At 67.7% G+C, this 20,177-nt stretch carries 27 protein-coding genes; 16 read left to right on the plus strand and 11 right to left on the minus strand.

What is annotated here, in order from left to right; all coding sequences use genetic code 11:
• Positions 1 to 13: 13 nt before the first annotated feature.
• The 6 genes from EC839_RS13280 to EC839_RS13305 all read left to right on the plus strand — a co-directional run bounded on the left by EC839_RS13280 (position 14) and on the right by EC839_RS13305 (position 5,018).
• On the plus strand, positions 14 to 901 hold the full coding sequence (locus EC839_RS13280) for a 3-keto-5-aminohexanoate cleavage protein (protein WP_007160244.1): 888 nt from the start codon (positions 14 to 16) through the stop codon (positions 899 to 901).
• Entirely contained in the window at positions 898 to 1,842 is a 945-nt protein-coding gene (locus EC839_RS13285; RefSeq protein ID WP_007160243.1) for an L-carnitine dehydrogenase, read from the plus strand. Before EC839_RS13280 ends, EC839_RS13285 begins: the two co-directional genes overlap by 4 nt.
• Positions 1,843 to 1,852: 10 nt before the next feature.
• Positions 1,853 to 2,323 (plus strand): thioesterase family protein, encoded by a 471-nt coding sequence (locus tag EC839_RS13290; RefSeq protein ID WP_007160242.1) that lies wholly within the window; start codon positions 1,853 to 1,855, stop codon positions 2,321 to 2,323.
• Between the two features lie 36 nt (positions 2,324 to 2,359).
• Positions 2,360 to 3,514 (plus strand): gamma-butyrobetaine dioxygenase, encoded by a 1,155-nt coding sequence (locus tag EC839_RS13295; RefSeq protein ID WP_007160241.1) that lies wholly within the window; start codon positions 2,360 to 2,362, stop codon positions 3,512 to 3,514.
• A complete protein-coding gene (locus EC839_RS13300) occupies positions 3,511 to 4,500 on the plus strand; it encodes an alpha/beta hydrolase (protein ID WP_256681067.1) in 990 nt (329 codons plus the stop codon). The genes EC839_RS13295 and EC839_RS13300 overlap by 4 nt, the downstream gene beginning before the upstream one ends.
• A gap of 266 nt (positions 4,501 to 4,766) precedes the next feature.
• Positions 4,767 to 5,018: a hypothetical protein gene (locus EC839_RS13305; RefSeq protein ID WP_007160239.1), complete on the plus strand. Its 252-nt coding sequence runs from the start codon at positions 4,767 to 4,769 to the stop codon at positions 5,016 to 5,018.
• 6 nt (positions 5,019 to 5,024) lie between these two features.
• On the opposite strand, the gene EC839_RS13310 is transcribed toward EC839_RS13305, so the two are convergent.
• The 3 genes from EC839_RS13310 to EC839_RS13320 form a co-directional block, all read right to left on the minus strand.
• Positions 5,025 to 5,816: a phosphatase PAP2 family protein gene (locus EC839_RS13310; RefSeq protein ID WP_007160238.1), complete on the minus strand. Its 792-nt coding sequence runs from the start codon at positions 5,814 to 5,816 to the stop codon at positions 5,025 to 5,027.
• A gap of 104 nt (positions 5,817 to 5,920) precedes the next feature.
• Positions 5,921 to 6,799 (minus strand): alpha/beta fold hydrolase, encoded by an 879-nt coding sequence (locus EC839_RS13315; RefSeq protein WP_007160237.1) that lies wholly within the window; start codon positions 6,797 to 6,799, stop codon positions 5,921 to 5,923.
• Position 6,800: 1 nt separating this feature from the next.
• Positions 6,801 to 7,886, minus strand: a complete 1,086-nt coding sequence (locus tag EC839_RS13320) for a tartrate dehydrogenase (protein WP_007160236.1) — start codon at positions 7,884 to 7,886, stop codon at positions 6,801 to 6,803.
• Positions 7,887 to 7,991: 105 nt separating this feature from the next.
• On the opposite strand from EC839_RS13320, the gene EC839_RS13325 reads away from it, so the two are divergent.
• The 3 genes from EC839_RS13325 (at position 7,992) to EC839_RS13335 (ending at position 10,611) form a co-directional block, all read left to right on the plus strand.
• Positions 7,992 to 8,888, plus strand: a complete 897-nt coding sequence (locus EC839_RS13325; RefSeq protein ID WP_007160235.1) for a LysR family transcriptional regulator — start codon at positions 7,992 to 7,994, stop codon at positions 8,886 to 8,888.
• Between the two features lie 251 nt (positions 8,889 to 9,139).
• Positions 9,140 to 9,979, plus strand: coding sequence for an AraC family transcriptional regulator (locus tag EC839_RS13330; protein ID WP_007160234.1), 840 nt, complete (start codon positions 9,140 to 9,142; stop codon positions 9,977 to 9,979).
• A 47-nt stretch (positions 9,980 to 10,026) separates the two neighbouring features.
• Complete coding sequence (locus EC839_RS13335) at positions 10,027 to 10,611, plus strand: LysE family translocator (RefSeq protein WP_007160233.1); 585 nt, start codon at positions 10,027 to 10,029, stop codon at positions 10,609 to 10,611.
• Here the strand turns inward: EC839_RS13335 and EC839_RS13340 are convergent.
• Positions 10,608 to 11,516 (minus strand): LysR family transcriptional regulator, encoded by a 909-nt coding sequence (locus EC839_RS13340; protein ID WP_007160232.1) that lies wholly within the window; start codon positions 11,514 to 11,516, stop codon positions 10,608 to 10,610. The two genes, EC839_RS13335 and EC839_RS13340, sit on opposite strands and share 4 nt — an antisense overlap.
• Before the next feature lie 111 nt (positions 11,517 to 11,627).
• On the opposite strand from EC839_RS13340, the gene EC839_RS13345 reads away from it, so the two are divergent.
• On the plus strand, positions 11,628 to 12,230 hold the full coding sequence (locus tag EC839_RS13345) for an NAD(P)H-dependent oxidoreductase (RefSeq protein WP_007160231.1): 603 nt from the start codon (positions 11,628 to 11,630) through the stop codon (positions 12,228 to 12,230).
• A gap of 262 nt (positions 12,231 to 12,492) precedes the next feature.
• On the opposite strand, the gene EC839_RS13350 is transcribed toward EC839_RS13345, so the two are convergent.
• Entirely contained in the window at positions 12,493 to 13,473 is a 981-nt protein-coding gene (locus tag EC839_RS13350) for an aldo/keto reductase (RefSeq protein ID WP_007160230.1), read from the minus strand.
• 118 nt (positions 13,474 to 13,591) lie between these two features.
• Here EC839_RS13350 and EC839_RS13355 point away from each other — a divergent pair, with 118 nt between their 5' ends.
• A complete protein-coding gene (locus EC839_RS13355; protein WP_007160229.1) occupies positions 13,592 to 14,020 on the plus strand; it encodes an OsmC family protein in 429 nt (142 codons plus the stop codon).
• Positions 14,021 to 14,134: 114 nt separating this feature from the next.
• Positions 14,135 to 14,263 carry a hypothetical protein gene (locus tag EC839_RS24540; RefSeq protein WP_007160228.1) on the plus strand — a complete coding sequence of 43 codons (129 nt, stop codon included), beginning with the start codon at positions 14,135 to 14,137 and terminating at the stop codon, positions 14,261 to 14,263.
• Here EC839_RS24540 and EC839_RS13360 read toward each other — a convergent pair.
• The 3 genes from EC839_RS13360 to EC839_RS13370 all read right to left on the minus strand — a co-directional run bounded on the left by EC839_RS13360 (position 14,260) and on the right by EC839_RS13370 (position 15,409).
• Entirely contained in the window at positions 14,260 to 14,532 is a 273-nt protein-coding gene (locus EC839_RS13360) for a hypothetical protein (protein ID WP_007160227.1), read from the minus strand. The genes EC839_RS24540 and EC839_RS13360 overlap by 4 nt on opposite strands.
• A gap of 161 nt (positions 14,533 to 14,693) precedes the next feature.
• Positions 14,694 to 14,927, minus strand: a complete 234-nt coding sequence (locus EC839_RS13365; RefSeq protein WP_007160226.1) for a hypothetical protein — start codon at positions 14,925 to 14,927, stop codon at positions 14,694 to 14,696.
• Positions 14,928 to 14,992: 65 nt separating this feature from the next.
• Complete coding sequence (locus EC839_RS13370) at positions 14,993 to 15,409, minus strand: MarR family winged helix-turn-helix transcriptional regulator (RefSeq protein ID WP_007160225.1); 417 nt, start codon at positions 15,407 to 15,409, stop codon at positions 14,993 to 14,995.
• A gap of 54 nt (positions 15,410 to 15,463) precedes the next feature.
• Here EC839_RS13370 and EC839_RS13375 point away from each other — a divergent pair, with 54 nt between their 5' ends.
• Positions 15,464 to 16,258, plus strand: coding sequence for a siderophore-interacting protein (locus tag EC839_RS13375; protein WP_007160224.1), 795 nt, complete (start codon positions 15,464 to 15,466; stop codon positions 16,256 to 16,258).
• The gene (locus EC839_RS13380; protein WP_007160223.1) at positions 16,255 to 17,601 is read left to right on the plus strand and encodes an MFS transporter; all 1,347 of its coding nucleotides are present in this window, start codon (positions 16,255 to 16,257) and stop codon (positions 17,599 to 17,601) included. The genes EC839_RS13375 and EC839_RS13380 overlap by 4 nt, the downstream gene beginning before the upstream one ends.
• On the opposite strand, the gene EC839_RS13385 is transcribed toward EC839_RS13380, so the two are convergent.
• Positions 17,598 to 18,722 carry an aminopeptidase gene (locus tag EC839_RS13385; RefSeq protein ID WP_132832643.1) on the minus strand — a complete coding sequence of 375 codons (1,125 nt, stop codon included), beginning with the start codon at positions 18,720 to 18,722 and terminating at the stop codon, positions 17,598 to 17,600. The two genes, EC839_RS13380 and EC839_RS13385, sit on opposite strands and share 4 nt — an antisense overlap.
• On the opposite strand from EC839_RS13385, the gene EC839_RS13390 reads away from it, so the two are divergent.
• Together EC839_RS13390 and EC839_RS13395 are read left to right on the plus strand one after the other, a co-directional pair.
• Entirely contained in the window at positions 18,721 to 19,143 is a 423-nt protein-coding gene (locus EC839_RS13390; RefSeq protein WP_007160221.1) for a hypothetical protein, read from the plus strand. The genes EC839_RS13385 and EC839_RS13390 overlap by 2 nt on opposite strands.
• 34 nt (positions 19,144 to 19,177) lie before the next feature.
• A complete protein-coding gene (locus tag EC839_RS13395) occupies positions 19,178 to 19,612 on the plus strand; it encodes a hypothetical protein (protein WP_007160220.1) in 435 nt (144 codons plus the stop codon).
• 42 nt (positions 19,613 to 19,654) lie between these two features.
• On the opposite strand, the gene EC839_RS24170 is transcribed toward EC839_RS13395, so the two are convergent.
• A complete protein-coding gene (locus EC839_RS24170; RefSeq protein WP_007160219.1) occupies positions 19,655 to 19,831 on the minus strand; it encodes a hypothetical protein in 177 nt (58 codons plus the stop codon).
• A 104-nt stretch (positions 19,832 to 19,935) separates the two neighbouring features.
• On the minus strand, positions 19,936 to 20,166 hold the full coding sequence (locus EC839_RS13400) for a DUF1161 domain-containing protein (RefSeq protein WP_007160218.1): 231 nt from the start codon (positions 20,164 to 20,166) through the stop codon (positions 19,936 to 19,938).
• Positions 20,167 to 20,177: the final 11 nt, after the last annotated feature.

Below are 20,177 nucleotides of genomic sequence, written 5' to 3' on the forward strand. Positions count from 1 at the left end.
AAGGACAGACCCCATGAACACCGATGTCATCGTCACCTGCGCCCTGACCGGCGCCGGTGATACCGTAGGCCGCAATCCCCATGTCCCCGTTACCCCGGCGCAGATCGCCGCCGCCGCCCTGGAAGCGGCCCGCGCCGGCGCCACCGTGGTGCACGCCCATGTGCGCGATCCCGCCACCGGCAAGCCGAGTCGCGACGTGGCCCTCTATCGTGAGGTGGTCGAGCGCATCCGCGAGGCGGACACCGAGATCGTCATCAACCTCACCGCCGGCATGGGCGGCGACCTGGAGATCGGCCCGGGCGAGACGCCCACCGACTTCGGCCCCGGCTCGGACCTGGTCGGTCCCCTCACCCGCCTGCTGCATGTCGAGGAATTGCGTCCGGACATCTGCACCCTGGATTGCGGCACCCTCAACTTCGGCGATGGCGACTTCATCTATGTCTCCACCCCCGCGCAACTGCGCGCCGGGGCCAGGCGCATCACCGAACTGGGGGTGAAGGCCGAGCTGGAGATCTTCGACACTGGCCACCTCTGGTTCGCCAAGCAGTTGCTCAAGGAGGGCCTGCTGAAGGATCCGCTGTTCCAGCTGTGCCTGGGCATTCCCTGGGGCGCCCCGGCCGACACCACCACCATGAAGGCCATGGTCGACAACCTGCCGGCGGGTGCCTGCTGGGCCGGCTTCGGCATCGGCCGGATGCAGATGCCCATGGCCGCCCAGGCCATGCTGCTGGGTGGCAACGTCCGGGTCGGTCTGGAAGACAATCTCTGGCTGGACCGGGGCGTCCACGCCACCAATGGCAGCCTGGTGGAGCGGGTCATCCAGATCATCGAACGGCTGGGTGGACGCGCCCTGAGCCCGGCAGAAGGGCGGGACCGGATGCAGCTGGGAGATGCCCGATGAGCGCCGTCTTCGCCGCCCTCGGCACCGGCGTGATCGGTGCCGGCTGGATCGCCCGGGCCCTGGCCCGGGGTCTGGACGTCCGTGCCTGGGACCCGGCACCCGGCGCCGAGGCCGCCCTGCGCGAGCGCCTGGCCAATGCCTGGCCGGCGCTGGAGGCCCAGGGCCTGGCAGCCGGTTCCAGCCTGGACCGCCTGAGCTTCCATACCGACCTGGAAGCTGCGGTGGCCACTGCCGACGTCATCCAGGAAAGCGCGCCCGAGCGTCTGGACCTCAAGCGCGACCTGCATGCCCGGGTCAGCCGGGCGGCGCGGCCTGACGCCCTGATCTGCTCCAGCACCTCGGGTCTGCTGCCCAGTGACTTCTATGCCGACGCCCAGCACCCCGAGCGCTGCCTGGTGGGCCATCCCTTCAATCCGGTCTATCTCTTGCCGCTGGTGGAGGTGGTGGGTGGCCGCCAGACCTCGACGGCCAGCCTGGAGCGCGCCGAAGCCTTCTATCGCGAGCTGGGCATGCGGCCGCTGCGGGTGCGAAGGGAGGTGCCTGGCTTCATTGCCGACCGCCTGCTCGAAGCCCTGTGGCGCGAGGCCCTGCACCTGGTCAACGACGGCGTCGCCACCACCGGCGAGATCGACGACGCCATCCGCTATGGCGCCGGCCTGCGCTGGTCGTTCATGGGCACCTTCCTCACCTACACCCTGGCCGGCGGCCCGGCGGGCATGCGCCACTTCATGCAGCAATTCGGCCCGGCACTGAAGCTGCCCTGGACCTACCTGGAAGCCCCGGAACTGACCGACGGCCTGATCGACGCCGTGGTCGAGGGCACCCAGGCCCAGCAGGGCGACCTGGAACTGGCCGCCCTGGAGCGCTATCGCGACGACTGCCTGCTGGCGGTGCAGGCGGCCATCGCCGACTGCAAGACACGCCACGGGATTCGGGACTAGGAGAAGGGTCATGCTGATCCACAGCACCACCGTCGCCCCCGAGTGGGTCGACTACAACGGTCATCTGCGCGACGCCTACTACCTGCTGATCTTCAGCCACGCCACCGACGCCCTGATGGACTCCATGGGCCTGGACGCCGCCGGCCGCGAGGCCAGTGGGCACTCGCTGTTCACCCTGGAGTGCCATCTCAACTTCCTGCACGAGGTGAAGGCGGACGCCCAGCTGGAGGTGCGGGTGAGATTCCTGGCGCTGGATGCCAAGCGCCTGCACCTGCACTTCGGCCTCCATCACCAGGGCCAGACCAAACTGCTGGCCGCCTCCGAACAACTGCTCCTGCACGTCCACCTAGACGGCCCCCGCTCCGCGCCCTTCGCGCCGCGGGTACACGACTGGCTGGCGACCCGGCTGGCGGCGCAGCGGGACGAACCCTGGCCGGAGCATGTCGGACGGGTCATCGGCCTGCCGCCCGCGAGAAAATGACCAACGACCCCAAGGATCCAGCGGAGTCACCCTGACATGAGCGCCATCGCCGACTTCAGTACCTATAAAGTCATCAGCCCGATAGGCAGTGCCCGAGGCGACGATACCCATGTCACCGTTCACTGGCTGGATGGCCGAACCAGTCCTTACCATCTGCTCTGGCTCAGGGACAACTGCCCCTGCTCGCGCTGTGTCTATTCCGTTACCCGCGAGCAGGTCGTCGAGATCCTGGATATTCCCGAAGACATTCAGGCCGCCCGGGTGACCCTCACGGACGACGGCAATCTGGACATCCTCTGGCAAGACGGGCATGCCAGTACCTACGACGCGGGTTGGTTGCGCGCCCACGCCTATGACGAGGAATCCCTCGCTGAACGGGAACGGCTGAAGCCGAAGAAAAGGCTCTGGGACAGCAGCCTGGCTGTACCAGCCTTCCATTACACCGACATAATGGCCGACGACACCGCGCTGCTGGCCTGGCTGCTGATGGTGAGAGATACCGGCCTGTCCCTGATCCACGGCGTGCCTACCGAAAGCGGCGCGCTCGTCCCCGTGGCAAAACGCATTTCCTTCATCCGGGAAAGCAATTTCGGCACGCTCTTCGATGTCCAGTCCAAGGTCGGTGCGGACAGCAACGCCTACACCGCCTTCAACCTCCCGCTGCATACCGATCTGCCGACCCGCGAGTTGCAACCCGGTCTGCAATTCCTGCACTGCCTGGTCAACGACGCACGCGGCGGCAGCAGCACCTTCGTCGATGGTTTCAAACTGGCGGAAGTGCTCAGGGAAGAAGACCCGCAGTCCTTCGAGATCCTCACCAGCCTGCCCATCGAATTCCGCAATCGGGGCAGGTCTTCTGACTATCGCTACCAGGCGCCCATCATTGCCCTGGACGAAAACCAGGAGGTGACGGAAATCCGCATGGCGAATTTCCTGCGTGGCCCCTTCAGTACCCCGCCCGCAGCCATGCCGTTGCTCTACCGCGCCTACCGTCGCTTCATCGCCCTGACGCGCGACGATCGCTTCCGCTATCGACACCGACTCGAAGCGGGTCAGCTGTGGTGTTTCGACAACAGACGCGCCCTGCATGCCAGGGATGAATTCGACCCTGCCAGCGGCGCGCGCCACTTCCAGGGCTGCTATGTCGACAGAGACGAATTGCATTCCAGGATTCGCGTGCTGCAACGATGAGCCAGCCACCGCTGTCAGCGGACATGGCCGCCTTCGTCGCGGCCAGCCAGGCCTTCGCCACGGCCGATCCGGATATCCAGGCCCAACGCCAGGCCTATACGCGGCTCTGCGCCGCCCTGGCACCGGCGGACTATCAGGGCCTGGCGGTCAGCGATCACCGCGCCGGCGACGTGCCGTTGCGGTTGGTGGCGCCGCGGGAGTCCACCGCTGACCGCCCCGCCCTGCTCTATCTACATGGCGGAGGCTGGATGCTCGGCGATCTGAATTCCCACGGTTTTCTTGCGGCGCGGCTGGCGCGGCGACTGGGGCTGGCGGTGCTACTGGTGGACTATCGCCTGGCGCCGGAGCATCCCTATCCCGCCGCTCTGAACGATGCCCGCCAGGCCTGGGACTGGTTGCAGCGGGAAGCCCCGACCCTGGGGCTGGACCCGACCCGGCTGGCGGTGGCCGGTGACAGTGCCGGCGGCAATCTCGCCGCCGGCCTGTGCCTGGCGCTGCGGCAGCAGGGCCGTGCCCAGCCCCGGGCCCAGGCGCTGATCTATCCGGCACTGACCGCGCGGGTGCTGCCCAGCGAACGCCGGCAGGTCGCGGCGCCGCTGCTGAGCGCCGCCGACTGGCGGGCATGTCTGGATGTCTATCTGCCCCGCCCGGCGCTGCGCCGGGAACCTCTCGCCCTGCCCCTGGAGGCTGCCGATTGCAGTGGCCTGGCGCCGGCCTTTGTCGCCGTGGCCCGGCGCGATCCCCTGGCCGATCATGGCCGCGCCTATGCCGCTGCCCTGCGTGCCGGCGGAACGCCCGGTCGCCTGTGGCAAGGCGCCGGTCTGCTGCACGGCGCCCTGCGCGCCCGGGGTCGGCGGGCCGAGGCCTTGCGCGAAGCCTTGGAAGTCTTTCTCGTGGGCGAACTGGGCGCCCTGCTCCCTGCTGACCTAGCAAAAGACAAAAAAAAACCTCAACCGCTGGAGACGGAAGAGGTTCAAACGCCCTGATGGGCCTCAGTGTGTAACCGGGGTTGCTCAGCTCTGGTGGCGAACAACCGGAAAATGTCGTTGATAGGCGCCATTCTAACGGCGAACGTCGCTGTTGACCCTGCGGCAGATTGTCCGGGCATGACGTCGTAATAAATCTACATTGCCTGGCTGGCGGGCGCGGCGCTTTCCAAAAACGACATCCGGCTATGCGGCGACGCCAGCCCGGCTTGCCGTCTGCGACGCCGATGGGAGAATCCAGGCATTCCACCGGAGAGGGCAGCACCATGATGATCGCCGACTTGATCGACCAGGACGACTTCCGCGACCGCCTGCGTGCGCTGGGTTTCAACGTGACGCCCGCGGCCACCGCGGACGAGGCCTGCCGCCAGGCGGTGACGGGCCTCAACCAGGAGCGCGCCCAGGCCCTGCGGCAGTTGATTCAGGAATTGCTGTCCGGCAGCGCGGCGCTGCTGCCGGCGGTGCGCCAGGCCATCGACCAGCAATTGCTGCCAGCCCTGGCCCAGCCGCGCGGCTAGCAGGCGCTAGGGCCGCAGCAGACTCAGCCGACCCAGCAGCGGCAACCGGCCCAGACTCCGCAACGGCGGCGTCAGCAGGCGCTCACCCTGGCGGGCGAAGACGGCCGCCAGCGGCGTATGCAGGCCCAGGCTGATGACGGCTAGGGCCAGCGCCAGGCCGCCGATATAGTCATCCGAGCCCCAGTGGGCGCCGGCCACCAGGCGTGGCAGCATGAACAGCACGGCCAGCGCGGCCACCACCAGCCGGCGTCCGCCACTGGTGAAATGAGCCATGAACAGGGCCCAGAGCAACAGCACCGAGGCATGGTCGCCGGGAAAGCTGGCGCCGGATCTGTCCTTCAATTCCCAGCCGTGCTCCAGCCCGGGAAAGCGATCGCTGAGCAGATAGGCGCCCGAGAGCACATCGGACGGACTGGAATGCTGCAGGCCCCAGGTTTCGATGCCCTTGGTCAACAGCGTTCGCACGATCAGCAGGATCACCAGCAGGCCAATGAAGGCCGCCAACGCCGGCCTTACCTGCCAGGCCGGATAGGCCCAGCCGCCACGGACCAGGAGCGCCAGCAGGATCAGGCCAACGAGGGCATCCACCGGTCTCAGGCTGAAGAAGGTCCAGAGGTAGAGCCAGGCGGTGGACTGCGCTAGGGGCGCGTTGAGGGCGTGGAACAACCCGGCATCGAAGGCCAGCAGCTGGCTGCGCACACCCGGAATCAGCCAGAGCAGCAACAGGCCCAGAGCCAGTCCCTGGCAAAGCGCCAGGCGGCGCCACTGCCAGGTGGAAGCGAAGAGTGGAGCGTTCATCGAGGTCTCTTTTCACGAAAATTTCACGAATAGACCCGCTCGACCTCGATAACGTCACACTTTGTTACAGCCAGATGACGCAACACTCCTTTGCATTCACCGCGTCAACCAAAGAAAGCCAGGGCCTCCTCTACCACCAGATCCGGTAGCTCTTCCGCCAGGTAATGCCCGCCCGGCAAGGCGCGGCCGCTGACCTGGGTGGCCACCTGACGCCATTCGGCGAGGGGATCGAAGCAGCGCCCCACGGTGCCATCCGCGCCCCAGAGTATGCGCAACGGCAATTCCAGCCGGCGCCCGGCATCCAGATCGGCCTGGTCATGCGCCAGGTCGATCCCGGCGCTGGCGCGATAGTCCTCGCAGATGCCACGGGCGGTGCCGGGCAGGCTCAGGCAGCGCAGGTATTCGGCCAGCACCTCAGGCGGAAAGGGCGCCAGGCCGGCGCTGCGGGTACCCATCACGCCCTTGAGATAGCCTTCCGGATCGGCTTCGATCAACCGCTCCGGCAGCGGCGCCGGGCGGATCAGAAAGAACCAGTGCCAGTAGGCGCGGGCGAAGGCCTCGTCGGTCTGCCGATACATGGCCAGGGTCGGCGCGATGTCCAGTAGCAGCAGGCGTTCCACCGCCGCGGGATGATCCAGCGCCAGGCGATGGGCGACCCGGGCGCCGCGGTCGTGGGCCAGCACGGCGAAGTGCTCATGGCCCAGCCGGCGCATCAGCTCGACGTTGTCCCGCGCCAGGGTGCGCTTGCTGTACGCCTCGGCACCCGCCTCCGGCTTGGCGCTGTCGCCATAGCCGCGCAGATCGGCGGCCACCAGGGTGAAGCGCTCGGCCAGCCGCGGCGCTACCTTGTGCCACATGACAAGTGTCTGGGGATGGCCGTGGAGCAGCAGCAGCGCCGGGCCCTGGCCGCCGACGCGGCAATTGAGCTCGACGCCGTCGATATCCAGCCGCCGCTGTTCGAAACCCGCGAAGAAGCCGTCCATCTCAGGCCAGGGCCGCGGCGATGGCTTGCCCCAGGCTTTCGGTGGTGCCCTGGCCGCCGAGGTCGCGGGTCAGGGGCGCCTGCTCGGGCCCCTGGCGCAGCACCGCCTCGATGGCCGCCACCACGGCAGCGCCGGCCTCGGCATGGCCGAGGTGCTCCAGCATCATGGCGCCGCACCAGATCTGGCCGATGGGATTGGCGATGCCCCGCCCGGCGATGTCCGGCGCCGAGCCGTGCACCGGCTCGAACAGGCTAGGAAAGGTGCGCTCCGGGTTGATGTTGGCCGAGGGCGCGATGCCGATGGTGCCGGTGCAGGCCGGACCCAGGTCGGAGAGGATGTCGCCGAACAGGTTGCTGGCCACCACCACGTCGAACCAGTCCGGGTGCAGGACGAAGTTGGCGGTGAGGATGTCGATATGGAACTTGTCCACCGCCACCTCCGGATAGGCCTTGCCCATCTCCTCCACGCGCCTGTCCCACCAGGGCATGGTGATGGCGATGCCGTTGGATTTGGTGGCCGAGGTCAGCTTCTTGCGCGGCCGCTGCTGGGCCAGGTCGAAGGCGAACTTGAGGATGCGGTCGGTGCCGTGACGGGTCATCACCGTTTCCTGGATCACCACCTCGCGTTCGGTGCCCTCGAACATGATGCCGCCGACGCTGGAATACTCACCTTCGGTGTTCTCGCGCACCACATAGAAGTCGATGTCGCCCGGCTGACGATTGGCCAGGGGCGCCTTGACCCCGGGCATCAGCCGGCAGGGCCGCAGGTTGACGTACTGGTCGAAGCGGCGGCGGAATTGCAGCAGCGAGCCCCAGAGGGAGATGTGGTCGGGTACCACGTCCGGCCAGCCGACGGCGCCGAAATAGAGGGCGTCGTAGTCCTTGAGCGTCTCAAACCAGTCGTCCGGCAGCATCTTGCCATGGGCCTGGTAGTACTCGGCGCTGGCGAAGTCGAAGTGGTCCCACTGCAGCGAGAGTCCGAAGCGGCGGGCGGCGGCGTCCAGCACGCGGATGCCTTCGGGCATGACTTCCTTGCCGATGCCGTCTCCGGCGATGACCGCGATCTTGTAGGGCTTGGACGCTTGCATGGACGTTCTCCGGCAGTCTGGATGAGATGGACCCAGTGTAGTCCTGCGCCAGGGGCGTACAATCCCGCCGCAGGGAAAGCCATTCTTAACCTGGAATCAAGAATCTTGTCCGCCGATGACCTCGCCTTCTTTGTCCGCCTGGCTGGCCACCCCAGCCTGACCGCCGCCGCCCGGGAACTGGGCCTGTCGCTGGCGGCCGTCAGCAAGAGACTCACCGCCCTGGAGCGCCGGCTGGGCGTGCAGCTGATCCGCCGCACCACGCGACGGCTGGACCTGACCCCGGAAGGCCTGCGCTATCTGGAAGGCGCGCGCCCGCTGCTGACTCAGCTGGAGGATCTCGAGGCCGCGGTCGGCCGACCCGATGCGCCCCTGAGTGGCGCGCTCAATCTCAACGCCACCTTTGGCTTCGGCCGCCGCCACCTGGCGCCACTGCTGTCGGATTTCGCTCGCCGTCATCCCGAGCTGGAGCTCAATCTGCACCTCTCCAGCCATCCGGTGAATCTGCTGGACGGTCCCTTCGACCTGGATATCCGCGTCGGCGAGCCGCCGGACGCCCGGGTCATCGCCCATCGCCTGCTCGACAACCGCCGCCTGCTCTGCGCCGCCCCCAGCTACCTAGCTCGGGCCGGCGTGCCGGAAAGCGTGGCCGACCTGGCGCACCACAACTGCCTGGTGCTGCGCCAGGACGCCGGCGACTACGCCGTCTGGCGCTTCACCAAAGGCGGCCAGCATTTCGCCCAGAAGGTCCGCGGCAGCCTGAGCAGCAACGACGGCGAGGTGGTGGTACGCCTGGCGCTGGAGGGCCACGGACTGATCCTGAGATCGGAATGGGACGTGGCCGAGCTGATCGCCAGCGGCGCTCTGGTGCCGTTGCTGACCGATCACGAGGCATCGGCGGCGGCCATCTATGCGGTGCACCGCCAGCAGCGCCACGTGCCGCGCCGATTGTCGGAGCTGATCCGCTACCTGGCACGGGAGCTGCCCGCGCGGCTGGGACGTTAGTGTGGTGTTTCAGAAATTAACTGCACAATGTTGGCGGCGCTTTTTCGGCTTGAGCGGCGTTGCCACTCCTCGCCATAGCCCTGCTATGACTCGTCGCGGCGCCTAGCCCAAGTCGGAACGCCGAACCGCAAAAAATCACTCGCCAACTCTTGCGCGAACTTCTGAAACGCCACACTAGGCTGCACGAATCTTCCAGACCGACATCAGGTCAGTAACTAGACTGAAAGGCCCGAAAGCCCCCTTCTCTCGCCATGGCCGACGATCACTGGATCCAGCTGCAGCAGGACGCCGAGACCGGCATCGAGACCCTGCGCGCCCATTTCGAGGGCCATGCCTATGACCCGCACTGGCACGACGCCTATCTGGTGGGCTACACCGAGCAGGGTCTGCAGCAATTCCACTGTCGCGGCCAGCGCCACCTGAGCACCCCCGGCCAGGTCTTCCTCCTGGAGCCCGGCGAATTGCACGACGGCCAGGCGCCGGAGGCCGAAGGCTTCACCTATTCCATGCTCTATCTCGATCCCCAGTGGCTGGCGCGCGAGCTGCAGGGCTTGCATGGCGACGGCCGGCCCCTGGGCGAACCCGGCTTCGCCCGGACCCTGGTGGAGCAGGCCGAGCTGCATCGCGCCGTGGCCTGGGCCCATGAGGTCCTGAGTCGTCCGGAATTGCGTATCGTCCGCCAGAGCGCGCTGGATGCCCTGCTGCTGCGCCTCCTGCCGCAACTGCAATGGCGCGCGCCCCAGACCGGCGATCCGCGGCTGCCCCAGGTGGCCCTGCGCGCCCGCGACTTCCTGCATGCCCATCACCACGAAGACATCGGCCTTGAGGAGCTGGCCCGGGCCGCCGGGGTGGACAGATTCCGCCTGACTCGCGCCTTCAAGGCCGCCTTCGGCCTGGCGCCCCATGCCTATCTGGTGCAGCTGCGCCTGTCGCGGGCACGCCGCCTGCTGGCCGACGGCCTGTCGCCGGCGGAGACCGCGGCCGCCTTGGGCTTCGCCGATCAGAGTCACCTGGGGCGCTGGTTCCGCCGCGCCTATGGCCTGACCCCGGCGGCCTATCGCGCGCGCTGCTCGAATCTTCCAGACCGCTAGCAGCAAGGCTTGCGACCCTGGTGGCTCAGTCCTCTCGGGAGTCTCCCATGTCCCTGCTGCCCTTTCTGCTGTTCGCCCTGGTCGCCTCCATCACCCCGGGGCCGACCAATGTGCTCATCCTCGGCCACAGCGCGCGCCATGGCGCCCGGGCCAGCCTGCCGCTGGTGCTGGGCGGCAGCCTGGGCGCGGTGGCCCTGGTGCTGGTGGTGGGTTTCGGACTCGGCCAAACCCTGGCGCAACACCCCGACTGGCAGCGCGCCCTGGCCTGGGCCGGGGTGCTCTGGCTGAGCTGGCTGGCCTGGCAACTGGCCCGCGCAGGGGCGCCCGCGGTTGCGGACGATAGTGCCCGCCTGGGTTTCGGCGGCACCGCCGGATTGCAGGTGCTCAACCCCAAGAGCTGGAGCATGGCGCTGGCGGTGGTGACCGTCTATGCCGAACCCGGTGCCGATCTCTGGCACCAGGTGCTGGTGCTGGCCCTGGTGTTCCTGCTGGTGTCCGTACCCTGCCTGGGCCTCTGGGCCCTGCTCGGCCGGGTCGCGGCGCAGGGCCTGAAATCGCGCCGCGCCTGGCGCGGCTTCAACCTGGGGATGGCGGCGCTGCTGCTCGCCTCGGCCTGGGCGACGGTGGTCTAAACGGGCATCCCGCCCTGATCGCGGAAGCTGTCCTCCAGGTGCTCCAGCCAGGCACGTACCGCCGGCAACTGGCCGCGCCTGTGGGCATAGGCGGCCTGCAGATGGCCGCCGGGCAACGACCAGTCCGGCAGCAGGCGCTGCAGGCGGCCCTCGGCCAGTTCGGATTCGCAATAGAGCAATGGCAGCATCGTGTAGCCGAGACCCGCCAGGGCAGCGGTCTTGCGTACGCTGAAGTCGTCGATGCCCAGTCGGGCTTCCAGCACCAGCTCACGGCGCTGGCCATGGGGGCCGACCATGCGCAGGTGTACCCGGCGATCCAGCTCCAGGGCGCCGAGCAGGGGGACGCCCAGCAGAGCCTCCGGCGCATCCAGCTGGCGACCGACGAGAAAGGCGGGTGCGGCCACCAGCACTCCGGAGGCCTGGCGCAAGCGGCGCACTATCAGCCCCGGTTCCACGTCGTCGACGTCCCTTACCCGCAGGGCCACATCGAGGCCCTCATTGACCACGTCCACCCGCCGATTGACCAGCACCATCTCCAGCTGCACCTGGGGATAGCGCTGCAGGAAGCGGGTGACGACGTCGGGCAGGTAATCCTGGGCCAGGGCCACCGGGCAGGACACCCGCAGCGGTCCACGGGGTTCGCTGGACAGGCTGGCCGCCGTTTCGGCAGCGCTCTCCGCCTCGCGCAGCAGCGCCTGGCAGTGCACCAGGTAGCGCTCGCCGAGGGTGGTCAGGGTCAGGGTGCGGGTGGTGCGCTGCAACAGCCGCGCGCCCAGGCGGGTCTCCAGCTCGGCGATGCGCCGGGACAGCCGCGACTTGGGAATGCCCAGCAGCCTTCCGGCGGCGGCGAAGCCACCGGCTTCCACCACCTTGGCGAAGTAGGCGAGATCATTGAGGTCTTGCATGGACGATTGTCCTATCCATGGGACGAAGCATCGCATTCTAGGCGACTAATCAGCCGATCGTCTTATCGGTAGCCTGGGCTCATCGCGTCGAACCCTACAGGACTACCGCACATGAAACTCTTGCACATCGATTCCAGCATCCTCGGTGATCACTCCGCCTCCCGTGCCCTGACCGCCAAGGTGGTCGCCGCCCTCAAGGCCGCTACCCCCGGACTGGAGGTCAGCTACCATGACCTCGCCCACGACGCCCTGGGGCACTTCTCCGCCGCCAGCCTGGCCGCCGGTGCCACCCCGGCCGAGCAGCGCAGCGCCGAACAGCGCGACGAAGCCGAGCGCAATGCCCGCGCCCTGCAGGAATTCCTCGCCGCCGATGTCCTGGTGCTGGGCGCCCCCATGTACAACTTCACCATCCCGACCCAGCTCAAGGCCTGGATCGACCGCATCACCGTGGCCGGCACCACCTTCCGCTACAGCGAAGCCGGTCCGGTGGGTCTCTGTGAAGGCAAGAAGGCGATCATCGTCGCTACCGCGGGCGGCATCCATGCCGGCAAGCCCACCGGCATCGCCCACGAAGACTATCTGAAGCTGCTGCTGGGCTTCCTCGGCATCACCGATGTCCAGATCGTCCGCGCCGAAGGCCTGGCCTATGGCGACGAAGCCAAGAACGCGGCCCTGGCCAACGCCGAACGCCAGATCGCCGACCAGTACGCCTGAGTCCGGACGCCCTCACCCCCGTCCCCTGTCCCCGAGGGAGAGGGGAGCTAGCGACTCCTCGCGCGTGGGCAGGGACAGTCTGAAAAGTCGAGGTCGGAGTGAAGGGGCCCTCACCCCCGGCCCTTCTCCCTGAGGGAGAGGGGAGCTAAAGCCCAGAGATCAAGCTTCGTGACGGCCTGAGCGCCGGAACTCATTCCCCGCGCCATCCCGCTCTTCCCCCTCTCCCTCCGGGAGAGGGCCGGGGTGAGGGCAAGCCCCCGCCTCAGCTGAACCCCACCACCGGGTGCGGCACATAGGGCGCTTCGAGGGCACCGATCTCTTCTTCGCTCAGACGCAGTTCCAGCGCCGCCACCGCATCCTCCAGATGCTGCGGCTTGGACGCCCCGACGATGGGTGCGTCGATCCCGGGCTTCTGCAGCAGCCAGGCCAGGGCCACCTGGGCACGAGGGACGCCACGGGCTTCGGCGATGCGCGCCACGGCGGCGACGATCTGCCGATCGGATTCCTCACTGGCGGTATAGAGCGTCTTGCCGAAGGCGTCGCTTTCGGTGCGCGCGGTGCTGGCGTCCCAGTCGCGGGTCAGGCGGCCGCGGGCCAGCGGACTCCAGGGGATCACGCCGATGCCGGCGTCGCGGCACAGCGGCAGCATCTCCCGCTCCTCTTCGCGATTGAGCAGATTAAGGTGGTTCTGCATGGTGGCGAATTTTGTCCAGCCATGGCGTTCCGCCGTGTGCAGCGCCTTGGCGAATTGCCAGGCATACATGCTGCTCGCACCGATGTGTAGCGCCTTGCCCGCCTTGACCACGTCATGCAGGGCTTCGAGGGTCTCCTCGATGGGGGTGTGGTAGTCCCAGCGGTGGATCTGGTAGAGGTCGACATAGTCGGTGCCCAGCCGCTGCAGGCTGGCGTCGATGGCGGCGAAGATGGCCTTGCGCGACAGGCCGCCGACGTTGGGCTTGTCACGTAGCGGGAAGTACACCTTGGTCGCCAGCACGATCTCCTCGCGCACGGCGTTGGCCTTGAGAAAGCGGCCGACGATCTCTTCGCTGGTGCCGTCGGAGTAGCTGTTGGCGGTGTCGAAGAAGTTGATCCCGAGATCCAGCGCCTTCTTCAGCAGCGGCTGACTCTGGTCTTCCGGCAGGGTCCAGGGGTGATTGCCGCGCTCGGGGACGCCATAGGTCATGCAGCCGAGGCAGAGGGGCGAGATCTTCAGACCGGTGCGGCCTAGATTGCGATAGTTCATGGGGGCCTCCAGGGATGGTCGAAAAGGGTTGACCACGCGGGTCCCGGATCGACTGCAACGAACTTACTGGCTGCCGTCTGGTTCTAGATGAATTCTCATCCACAACCGGAGACGATCCATGAAGAAATATGCTTCCGCGGTCTGGCAAGGCGGTCTGAAGGATGGCAAGGGCCATATCTCCACCGAGAGCGGCGCGCTCAAGGACAATGCCTACGGCTTCAACACCCGTTTCGAAGATACCCCGGGTACCAATCCCGAGGAACTGATTGGCGCGGCCCATGCCGGTTGCTTCTCCATGGCCTTTTCCATGCTGCTTGGCCAGAACGGTCTGACCCCCGAGCGCATCGAGACCAAGGCCGACGTGACCCTGGACAAGGTCGGCGACGGCTTCGAGATCACCACCATCGATCTGACCATGAAGGCCAAGATCCCCGGTGCCACCCAGGAGCAGTTCACCACCATCGCCAACCAGGCGAAGGAAGGCTGCCCGGTGTCCAAGGTGCTCAAGGGCGCCAAGATCAACCTGAACGCCACGCTCGAAGGCTAAGGGTCTGAGATGCCTGCCGGTGCCGCCTGGCATCGGCAACACCGCGTCATAAAGGCCGTTCGCAGTGACAGGCCGAATCGCTAGACTGCTCCGACCTCGCTTTCGGAGAGCACGATGAACGACTCCCTCTTCATGACCCTCTTTTCCATCCTCGCCGTGTTGCTGCTGGGCGGCGGCATCTACGGCTGCGTGATCCTCAATCGCCAGCGCAAGGACATCGAGAAGAACGACAGCGAAGGCTAGGCCGGGCACCGACCTGCCAGATAGCGCACGCCCTCGGCACCGAAGCGCTCCGAGTGCGGCTCGTGGGCGGCTAGGTGGAAGACCTCGCCAACGCCATAGTGGCGCTCGCCTATGGCCGTGCGGATGTGCAAGTCGCCCTGGACGACCAGCGCCTTGGCTTCGAAAGGATGAGCATGTGAGTCCAGGCGGCCCAGGGCCTCGCGCTCGACCAGTACCGGCGGCTGGAAGCCCTCGCGGGCGAGTTGCTCGATGAAGGCAGTCTGGTCCAAGGCAGCTCCTGACACTGAAGGGAGATGATCCGCGTCCAGGCTAAAGCGCCCACCTGCTTTTGACCCGTTCAAAATCGCTATGACGGGCCCTGGTACGGACTATGACCGGCCAGGACCGCTGGCGCGGCAGCCCCGGCTGGCCCGAGGTTCCACGTGGAGCATCAGCGTTCCAGCTTGCGCTCGACCTCGGCGGTCTTGCGCCTGATCTCCTCGGCTTCCTGCTCCTTGGTCTTAATATCGGTGGGCGTGATGACCTTGTCGATGCCATCGGTCGGCGTCGATTCCGGCTGTTCCATGTCCTTTTTCACCACGTCCACCGGCCGCCCGGCTTCGTCGAGCGCGGGTTCGTTGGGTGGGGTCTTGCCCAAATGGGCATCGGAACGCTGGTCGCTCATGAAGGGCTCTCCTCGGTAGGGTCCTTCTTTCGAGCGCGACGACCGCTGCGGAGTTCGCCCGCCGCTCAATTGCGGATCCGCACCCGTTCCAGATAGGCCAGCAACTGCGCTTGCTCGCTGGCGTCCAGCGGCGCGAAGACCGCTTCCAGGGCCTGGGTGCGCGGCACCTGGGCCTGGTCCAGCGCATGGCGACCCTGCTCGGTGAGATGGACCAGCAGCGCCCGGCGATCCTGGGGATGGGGCTCGCGCCGGACCAGACCGTCGCGTTCCAGGGCATCGAAGGCATCGGTCAGGGTGCGCGGCGCATGGCGCAGCTGTTCGGCGACCTCGCCCGGACGACAGGGGCCCAGGCGTTCCAGCACCTTGAGCACCTTGTAGCGAGCAAAGGAAAGTCCGGAGGCCTTGAGGGTCTCATCCAGTTGTTGGCGCATCTGCCGTTTCAGATCCATCAGGGCTTCGGCAATGGCGGCGGCGGTTGACATGGAAGCTGCTTACCTCGAATATAGTGAGGAACCTCAATGAATGGTACCTCCGCAATGGCGACATCTTTTCACAGCCGCGAGGGCGATGCCAGTGCCCCTCACCTTTTCCAGCGCGTGCGCTTCGATCTCAAGCGCCGCTGGGCAACCGTCGTCCGCCGCGAAGAACTCGGTGGCGACCTGCTGCGCCTGACTTTTGGCGGCAGCGACCTGGCCGATTTCCAGAGCGCGGCCTTCGACGAGCACGTGAAGCTCTTCGTCCCCGCCGACACCACGCCGATTCGCGCCGCCAGCCCCGAACAGCTGGTGGGCCGTCACTACACGCCGCGCCACTACGATGCCGCCCGTGGCGAACTGGCCATCGACTTCTACCTGCATGAAGCCGGGGTGCTGACCACCTGGGCGCGCCAGGCGCAGCCGGGTGCCGAGCTGATCATCGGTGGACCCAAGGGCGCCCTGGTGCCGCCCGAGGATTTCGACTGGTACCTGCTGGCCGGCGACGAGACCGCCCTGCCCGCCATCGCCCGCCGTCTGGAACAGCTGGCAGCCGGCGTCCGGGTAGTAGTCATTGCCGAAGTGGCCCGTCCGTGCCTGGAGATCGCCCTGCCGACGGCCGCCGCCGCCGAGATCCGCTGGGTCTATCGCGAGACCGCGGCCGAGGCCTTGGTGCAGGCCCTGGAGCAGCTGGAGCTGCCGCCCGGTGAAGGCTATGCCTGGATCGCCGGTGAGGCCACCCAAGCCCGCGCCGCGCGCCAGGCGCTGCTGGCCAAGGGACTGCCGCGGGACTGGGTCAAGGCGGCCGGCTACTGGAAGCTCGGCGAGAGCGACCAGCACGTGAAGGTCGAGGATTGAGCACCGCCACCGCTGTCACCGACGGCCTGCCCCTGCCCCGCCGCTATCGTGCCGTGGCCGCCCTGCTGCTGGCCATCAGCATGACGGTGCTGGACAGCGGTATCGCCAACCTGGCGCTGCCCAGCATCGCCGAGGCCCTGGACGTCTCGGCGGCGGCGGCGGTTTGGATCGTCAGCGCCTATCAGCTGAGTCTGGTGGCCCTGCTGTTTCCGCTGGCCGCGGTGGCCGAGCGTCACGGTCTGCGGCCGGTCTTCGCCGCCGGGGTCGGGATCTTCGGCCTGGCCTCCCTGGGCTGCGCCCTGGCGCCGGATCTCGCCAGCCTGGTGGCTGCGCGGGCGCTACAGGGGGTGGGCGCTGCAGCCATCATGTGCGTCAGCGCCGGTATCGTCCGCCTCTCCTATCCGCGCGACCGCCTCGGGCGTGGCATCGCCATCAATGCCCTCTGCGTGGCCCTGGGGTCGGCCGCCGCACCCAGCCTGGGCGCCGCCATCCTGGCCCTGGGTGGCTGGCCCTGGCTGTTCGCCGTCAATGTGCCCGTGGCGGTGCTGATCGCGCTGCTGGTGCACAACCTGCCCGACAGCCCCCGTGCGCAGCGCCGCCTCGATCCCCTCAGCGTGCTGCTCAACGCCCTGCTGTTCTGCGCCGGCATCGGCGGTCTGGAGCGCCTCGGCGCCGCGCCGTTGCAGGGCGTGGGTCTGCTGCTGCTGGCCGCCGCCAGCCTGGTGCTGCTGGTGCGCCGCGAGCGCGGTCTGCCGGCGCCGCTGTTGCCGGTCGATCTGCTGGGGCTGCCGGCCATGCGCCATTCGGTGCTGGCCTCGGTCTGCTCCTTTGCCGCGCAGATGCTCTGCTTTCTCGCCCTGCCCTTCTATCTGCAGCACCAGCTCGGACTGGTGCCCTTGCAGGTGGCTCTGCTGATGCTGGCCTGGCCGCTCACCGTGGCCGTCTCGGCGCAGGTGGCAGGGCGCCTGGCCGACCGCCATCCGCCGCAGCGGCTGTGCATGCTCGGCGGTCTGGGCATCGCCCTGGGTCTGGCGGCCGCCGCGGTGATGCCGCTGGAGCGCTCGACCGCCCTGCTGATCCCCTGCCTGATCCTCGGCGGCATCGGCTTCGGCTTCTTTCAGGTGCCCAACAACAGGATCATGCTTACCGCCGCCCCGGCCGGTCGCAATGGCGCCACCGGCGGTGTCCAGGCCACGGCGCGGCAGACCGGCATGGCCCTGGGCGCCGCGGCCCTGGCGCTGCTGCTGCATCTGGATGGCAGCCTGGCCCCGCGGCTGGGACTGGCCCTGGCGGCTGCTCTGGGTCTGGTCGCCGCCTGGTCCAACTGGCGGGCTCCGCGCTAGGACTGAGAGCCTGTCTCCGGCCCGAGCAGCGCCCTGAGCGCCTGCTCGCGCTCGGCCGCCGGGCGCTCGCTCAGCAGCCGGACCCGATGAAAGAAGGCCGGCCAGTTGCCCGGGTGCTGTCGATAGAGGGCGGCAAAGGCCGGCACCCACTGTTCATACAGGCCATAGGGCACCAGCCGCGCATTGTTGAGCGGCTGCTGCATCCAGCCATCGAAGCGGCGGTCGTCCCGCCAGTCCGGGGTGGCGCGCAGCCGCTGGTAATCGCTGCGCAACTGCGCGAAGCGCCGGGCCTTGGCCGCGCGCTTGGCCTCGGCCGTCAATGGCTGGGCATAGAGCCGGGCCAGGTCGGCGCGGGTGGTCAGCAGCAGGGCGCGGAATTGCTGGTAGCGGGCTTCGCGCCCCGCATCCGGCGGGGGTAGACCGCGACTGGCGCGCCATTGCCGCAGGCCTTCGCCCTCGACGAAGGTGGCATAGGACTCGTTGAAGGCGGTATCGCCGGGCAGATAGAAGCGCTGGTGCGCCAGTTCGTGGAAGATCGTCGCCGCCACCTGGTCGTCGTCCCAGCGCAGCATGCTGCTGAGCAGCGGATCGCTGAACCAGCCCAGCGTCGAATAGGCCGGTACGCCGCCGACATAGGTGTCCTGGCCCTCGGCCTGCAGACGCTGCGCCTCGGCTCGCGCCCGGGCTTCCTGGTAGTAGCCGCGATAGGCCACGCAACCGGCGATGGGAAAGCAGTGGGTGGTGGGCCGGGTGGAGAATTCGGCGGTGGCGAAGACGTTCCACAGCACGAAGGGCCGCCTGAGCTCGACGAAGCTGCGATAGCTGGCGTTGTCGGGCAGGGCCAGCTCGGCACTGGCGAAGCGCCTGGCCGCCGCCGCGGCAGCCAGGCGTTCGCGCAGGGCGGCGGGTCGTGCGGGATCTGCGACGACCGTCGCAATGGGCTCGCGATCACGGATCAGCGCCCATTGGCCCTGTACCATCTGACCGTAGTACCCGACCGAGGTACAACCGCTCAGTCCGATCACGAGGGACAGCAGCGCCAGCCAGCGGCTCGTGCGTTGCGCAGGCAGGGTGCCTGGCTGGGTGGCGCGCCCTTCCCTGCCCGGAGTTGTAGCCGTCATGCGTAGACTGTGCCTGCTGTTGCCTGTGCTGTTCCTAGGTGGCTGTTCCCTGTGGCCGTTGCCCAAGCCGGATCCGGCGCAGGCCTGGATCGATCTGGACAGCGACGGCAAGGCCAAGCTGGAAGCCCTGCGCGCCGACCGCAAGGATCTCGAAGACAGGCGCTACTTCCAGGTCTGGCCGGGGAGCCACGATCTGCAGGTACGCTACCAGTTCGAGGTGCAGCCCACCAACATCGGCGCCCAGGTGGCCGATCCGCTGGCGCGCACCTGCCTGGTGACCCTCAACTACAAGGCCTTCGCCGCGGGCGAGCGCTATCGCCTGGAAGCCGGCCAGACCGGCTGGCGGCCCTGGGCGCGCCTCTATGACGAGCGCAACCAGGAAGTGGCGCGCAGCACTGCCAGTCGTTGCGGCGACGTGTAGACTCGGCTGATCTCCCTGTCGCGAGTCGCCGTCCATGCGTCTGCGCCTGCTGGTCCCCCTGCTGCTCCTGCTCGGCGGCTGCACCACGCCGCTGCCCCCCAAGGATCCCCACCAGGCGTGGGTCGATCTGGTGCTGCGCGAACCCGCGGTGGGCGCCTCGCTGCTGGCCGAGGCCCAGGACGGCAAGCGTCTCGACGACGGCCGCTACTTCCAGCTCACTCCCGGCAGCCACAGCCTCAAGGTGAGCTATCGCTACGAACTCTATGGCGGCGGTGGCTTCGGTTCGCGCTTCGGCTGGCGCGAACCGCTGCAGATCCAGTGCTATCTGGAACTGGACTACCCAGACTTCCAGGCCGGCCGGCGCTATCGCCTGGAGGCCGAGAACACCTTTGGCCAGGGCCAGATCACTCTCTACGACGGCCCGCGCGAACTGGTGAGCTCCGAGCGCGGCATCTGCTCGCCCTTCTGACCGCGGCTGGCAGAGCGGCCGGCACGGTCAGGCGAAGGGCTACTAGGCAGGCACGCTGAGCCAGTCGTCCTGGCTGCGGTCTTGGGTGCGGACCGTCAGCGGGCGACCCTTCTGCTCGCGCAGCTGGCGACTCATGCGCAGGAAATCCTCGCGTTCCATCCAGCGCGGCGCGGGCTGGGCAAGGGACAGAGCTTGGCGAATCCGGGCGAACGGCGACATGGCATTACCCTCTTGGCTAAATACTGTATGCGCAAACAGTACTAAGCCAAGCGGAACTGTACAAGCATCCAGCGGATGAACGGTCTGTCTCCCGGTCCGGGGGTTCAGTCGTTGCGCTGGTAGAGGATCTTGTAGGTCCCGTTGGCGCAGCTGCCCACCACCATGTTGGGATCGCGCACCTCGGCATTGGGGACCGCTTCGAGGGTATAGGCGGTCACCCCGGCCGACTGGATCTTGACCTCGATGTCGGCCTTGAGCTGATCGCAGGACAGGGGTTCGGCCAGCACGGCGGTGCTCAGCAGAGCGGTGCAGCAGAGGAGCGATAGACGCAGCATGGCAGTTTTCC

It is taken from the genome of Pseudomonas sp. JUb52 (genome assembly GCF_004341115.1).
GTDB lineage: Bacteria > Pseudomonadota > Gammaproteobacteria > Pseudomonadales > Pseudomonadaceae > Chryseomonas > Chryseomonas oryzihabitans.

Bases quoted from the DNA above. Each gene is read 5' to 3' on its own strand.
- EC839_RS13280 (WP_007160244.1), top strand. From the start codon at position 14: ATGAACACCGATGTCATCGTCACCTGCGCCCTGACCGGCGCCGGTGAT.
- EC839_RS13285 (WP_007160243.1), top strand. From the start codon at position 898: ATGAGCGCCGTCTTCGCCGCCCTCGGCACCGGCGTGATCGGTGCCGGC.
- EC839_RS13290 (WP_007160242.1), top strand. From the start codon at position 1,853: ATGCTGATCCACAGCACCACCGTCGCCCCCGAGTGGGTCGACTACAAC.
- EC839_RS13295 (WP_007160241.1), top strand. From the start codon at position 2,360: ATGAGCGCCATCGCCGACTTCAGTACCTATAAAGTCATCAGCCCGATA.
- EC839_RS13300 (WP_256681067.1), top strand. From the start codon at position 3,511: ATGAGCCAGCCACCGCTGTCAGCGGACATGGCCGCCTTCGTCGCGGCC.
- EC839_RS13305 (WP_007160239.1), top strand. From the start codon at position 4,767: ATGATGATCGCCGACTTGATCGACCAGGACGACTTCCGCGACCGCCTG.
- EC839_RS13310 (WP_007160238.1), bottom strand. From the start codon at position 5,816: ATGAACGCTCCACTCTTCGCTTCCACCTGGCAGTGGCGCCGCCTGGCG.
- EC839_RS13315 (WP_007160237.1), bottom strand. From the start codon at position 6,799: ATGGACGGCTTCTTCGCGGGTTTCGAACAGCGGCGGCTGGATATCGAC.
- EC839_RS13320 (WP_007160236.1), bottom strand. From the start codon at position 7,886: ATGCAAGCGTCCAAGCCCTACAAGATCGCGGTCATCGCCGGAGACGGC.
- EC839_RS13330 (WP_007160234.1), top strand. From the start codon at position 9,140: ATGGCCGACGATCACTGGATCCAGCTGCAGCAGGACGCCGAGACCGGC.
- EC839_RS13335 (WP_007160233.1), top strand. From the start codon at position 10,027: ATGTCCCTGCTGCCCTTTCTGCTGTTCGCCCTGGTCGCCTCCATCACC.
- EC839_RS13340 (WP_007160232.1), bottom strand. From the start codon at position 11,516: ATGCAAGACCTCAATGATCTCGCCTACTTCGCCAAGGTGGTGGAAGCC.
- EC839_RS13345 (WP_007160231.1), top strand. From the start codon at position 11,628: ATGAAACTCTTGCACATCGATTCCAGCATCCTCGGTGATCACTCCGCC.
- EC839_RS13350 (WP_007160230.1), bottom strand. From the start codon at position 13,473: ATGAACTATCGCAATCTAGGCCGCACCGGTCTGAAGATCTCGCCCCTC.
- EC839_RS13355 (WP_007160229.1), top strand. From the start codon at position 13,592: ATGAAGAAATATGCTTCCGCGGTCTGGCAAGGCGGTCTGAAGGATGGC.
- EC839_RS24540 (WP_007160228.1), top strand. From the start codon at position 14,135: ATGAACGACTCCCTCTTCATGACCCTCTTTTCCATCCTCGCCGTGTTG.
- EC839_RS13365 (WP_007160226.1), bottom strand. From the start codon at position 14,927: ATGAGCGACCAGCGTTCCGATGCCCATTTGGGCAAGACCCCACCCAAC.
- EC839_RS13370 (WP_007160225.1), bottom strand. From the start codon at position 15,409: ATGTCAACCGCCGCCGCCATTGCCGAAGCCCTGATGGATCTGAAACGG.
- EC839_RS13375 (WP_007160224.1), top strand. From the start codon at position 15,464: ATGGCGACATCTTTTCACAGCCGCGAGGGCGATGCCAGTGCCCCTCAC.
- EC839_RS13390 (WP_007160221.1), top strand. From the start codon at position 18,721: ATGCGTAGACTGTGCCTGCTGTTGCCTGTGCTGTTCCTAGGTGGCTGT.
- EC839_RS13385 (WP_132832643.1), bottom strand. From the start codon at position 18,722: ATGACGGCTACAACTCCGGGCAGGGAAGGGCGCGCCACCCAGCCAGGC.
- EC839_RS13395 (WP_007160220.1), top strand. From the start codon at position 19,178: ATGCGTCTGCGCCTGCTGGTCCCCCTGCTGCTCCTGCTCGGCGGCTGC.
- EC839_RS24170 (WP_007160219.1), bottom strand. From the start codon at position 19,831: ATGTCGCCGTTCGCCCGGATTCGCCAAGCTCTGTCCCTTGCCCAGCCC.
- EC839_RS13400 (WP_007160218.1), bottom strand. From the start codon at position 20,166: ATGCTGCGTCTATCGCTCCTCTGCTGCACCGCTCTGCTGAGCACCGCC.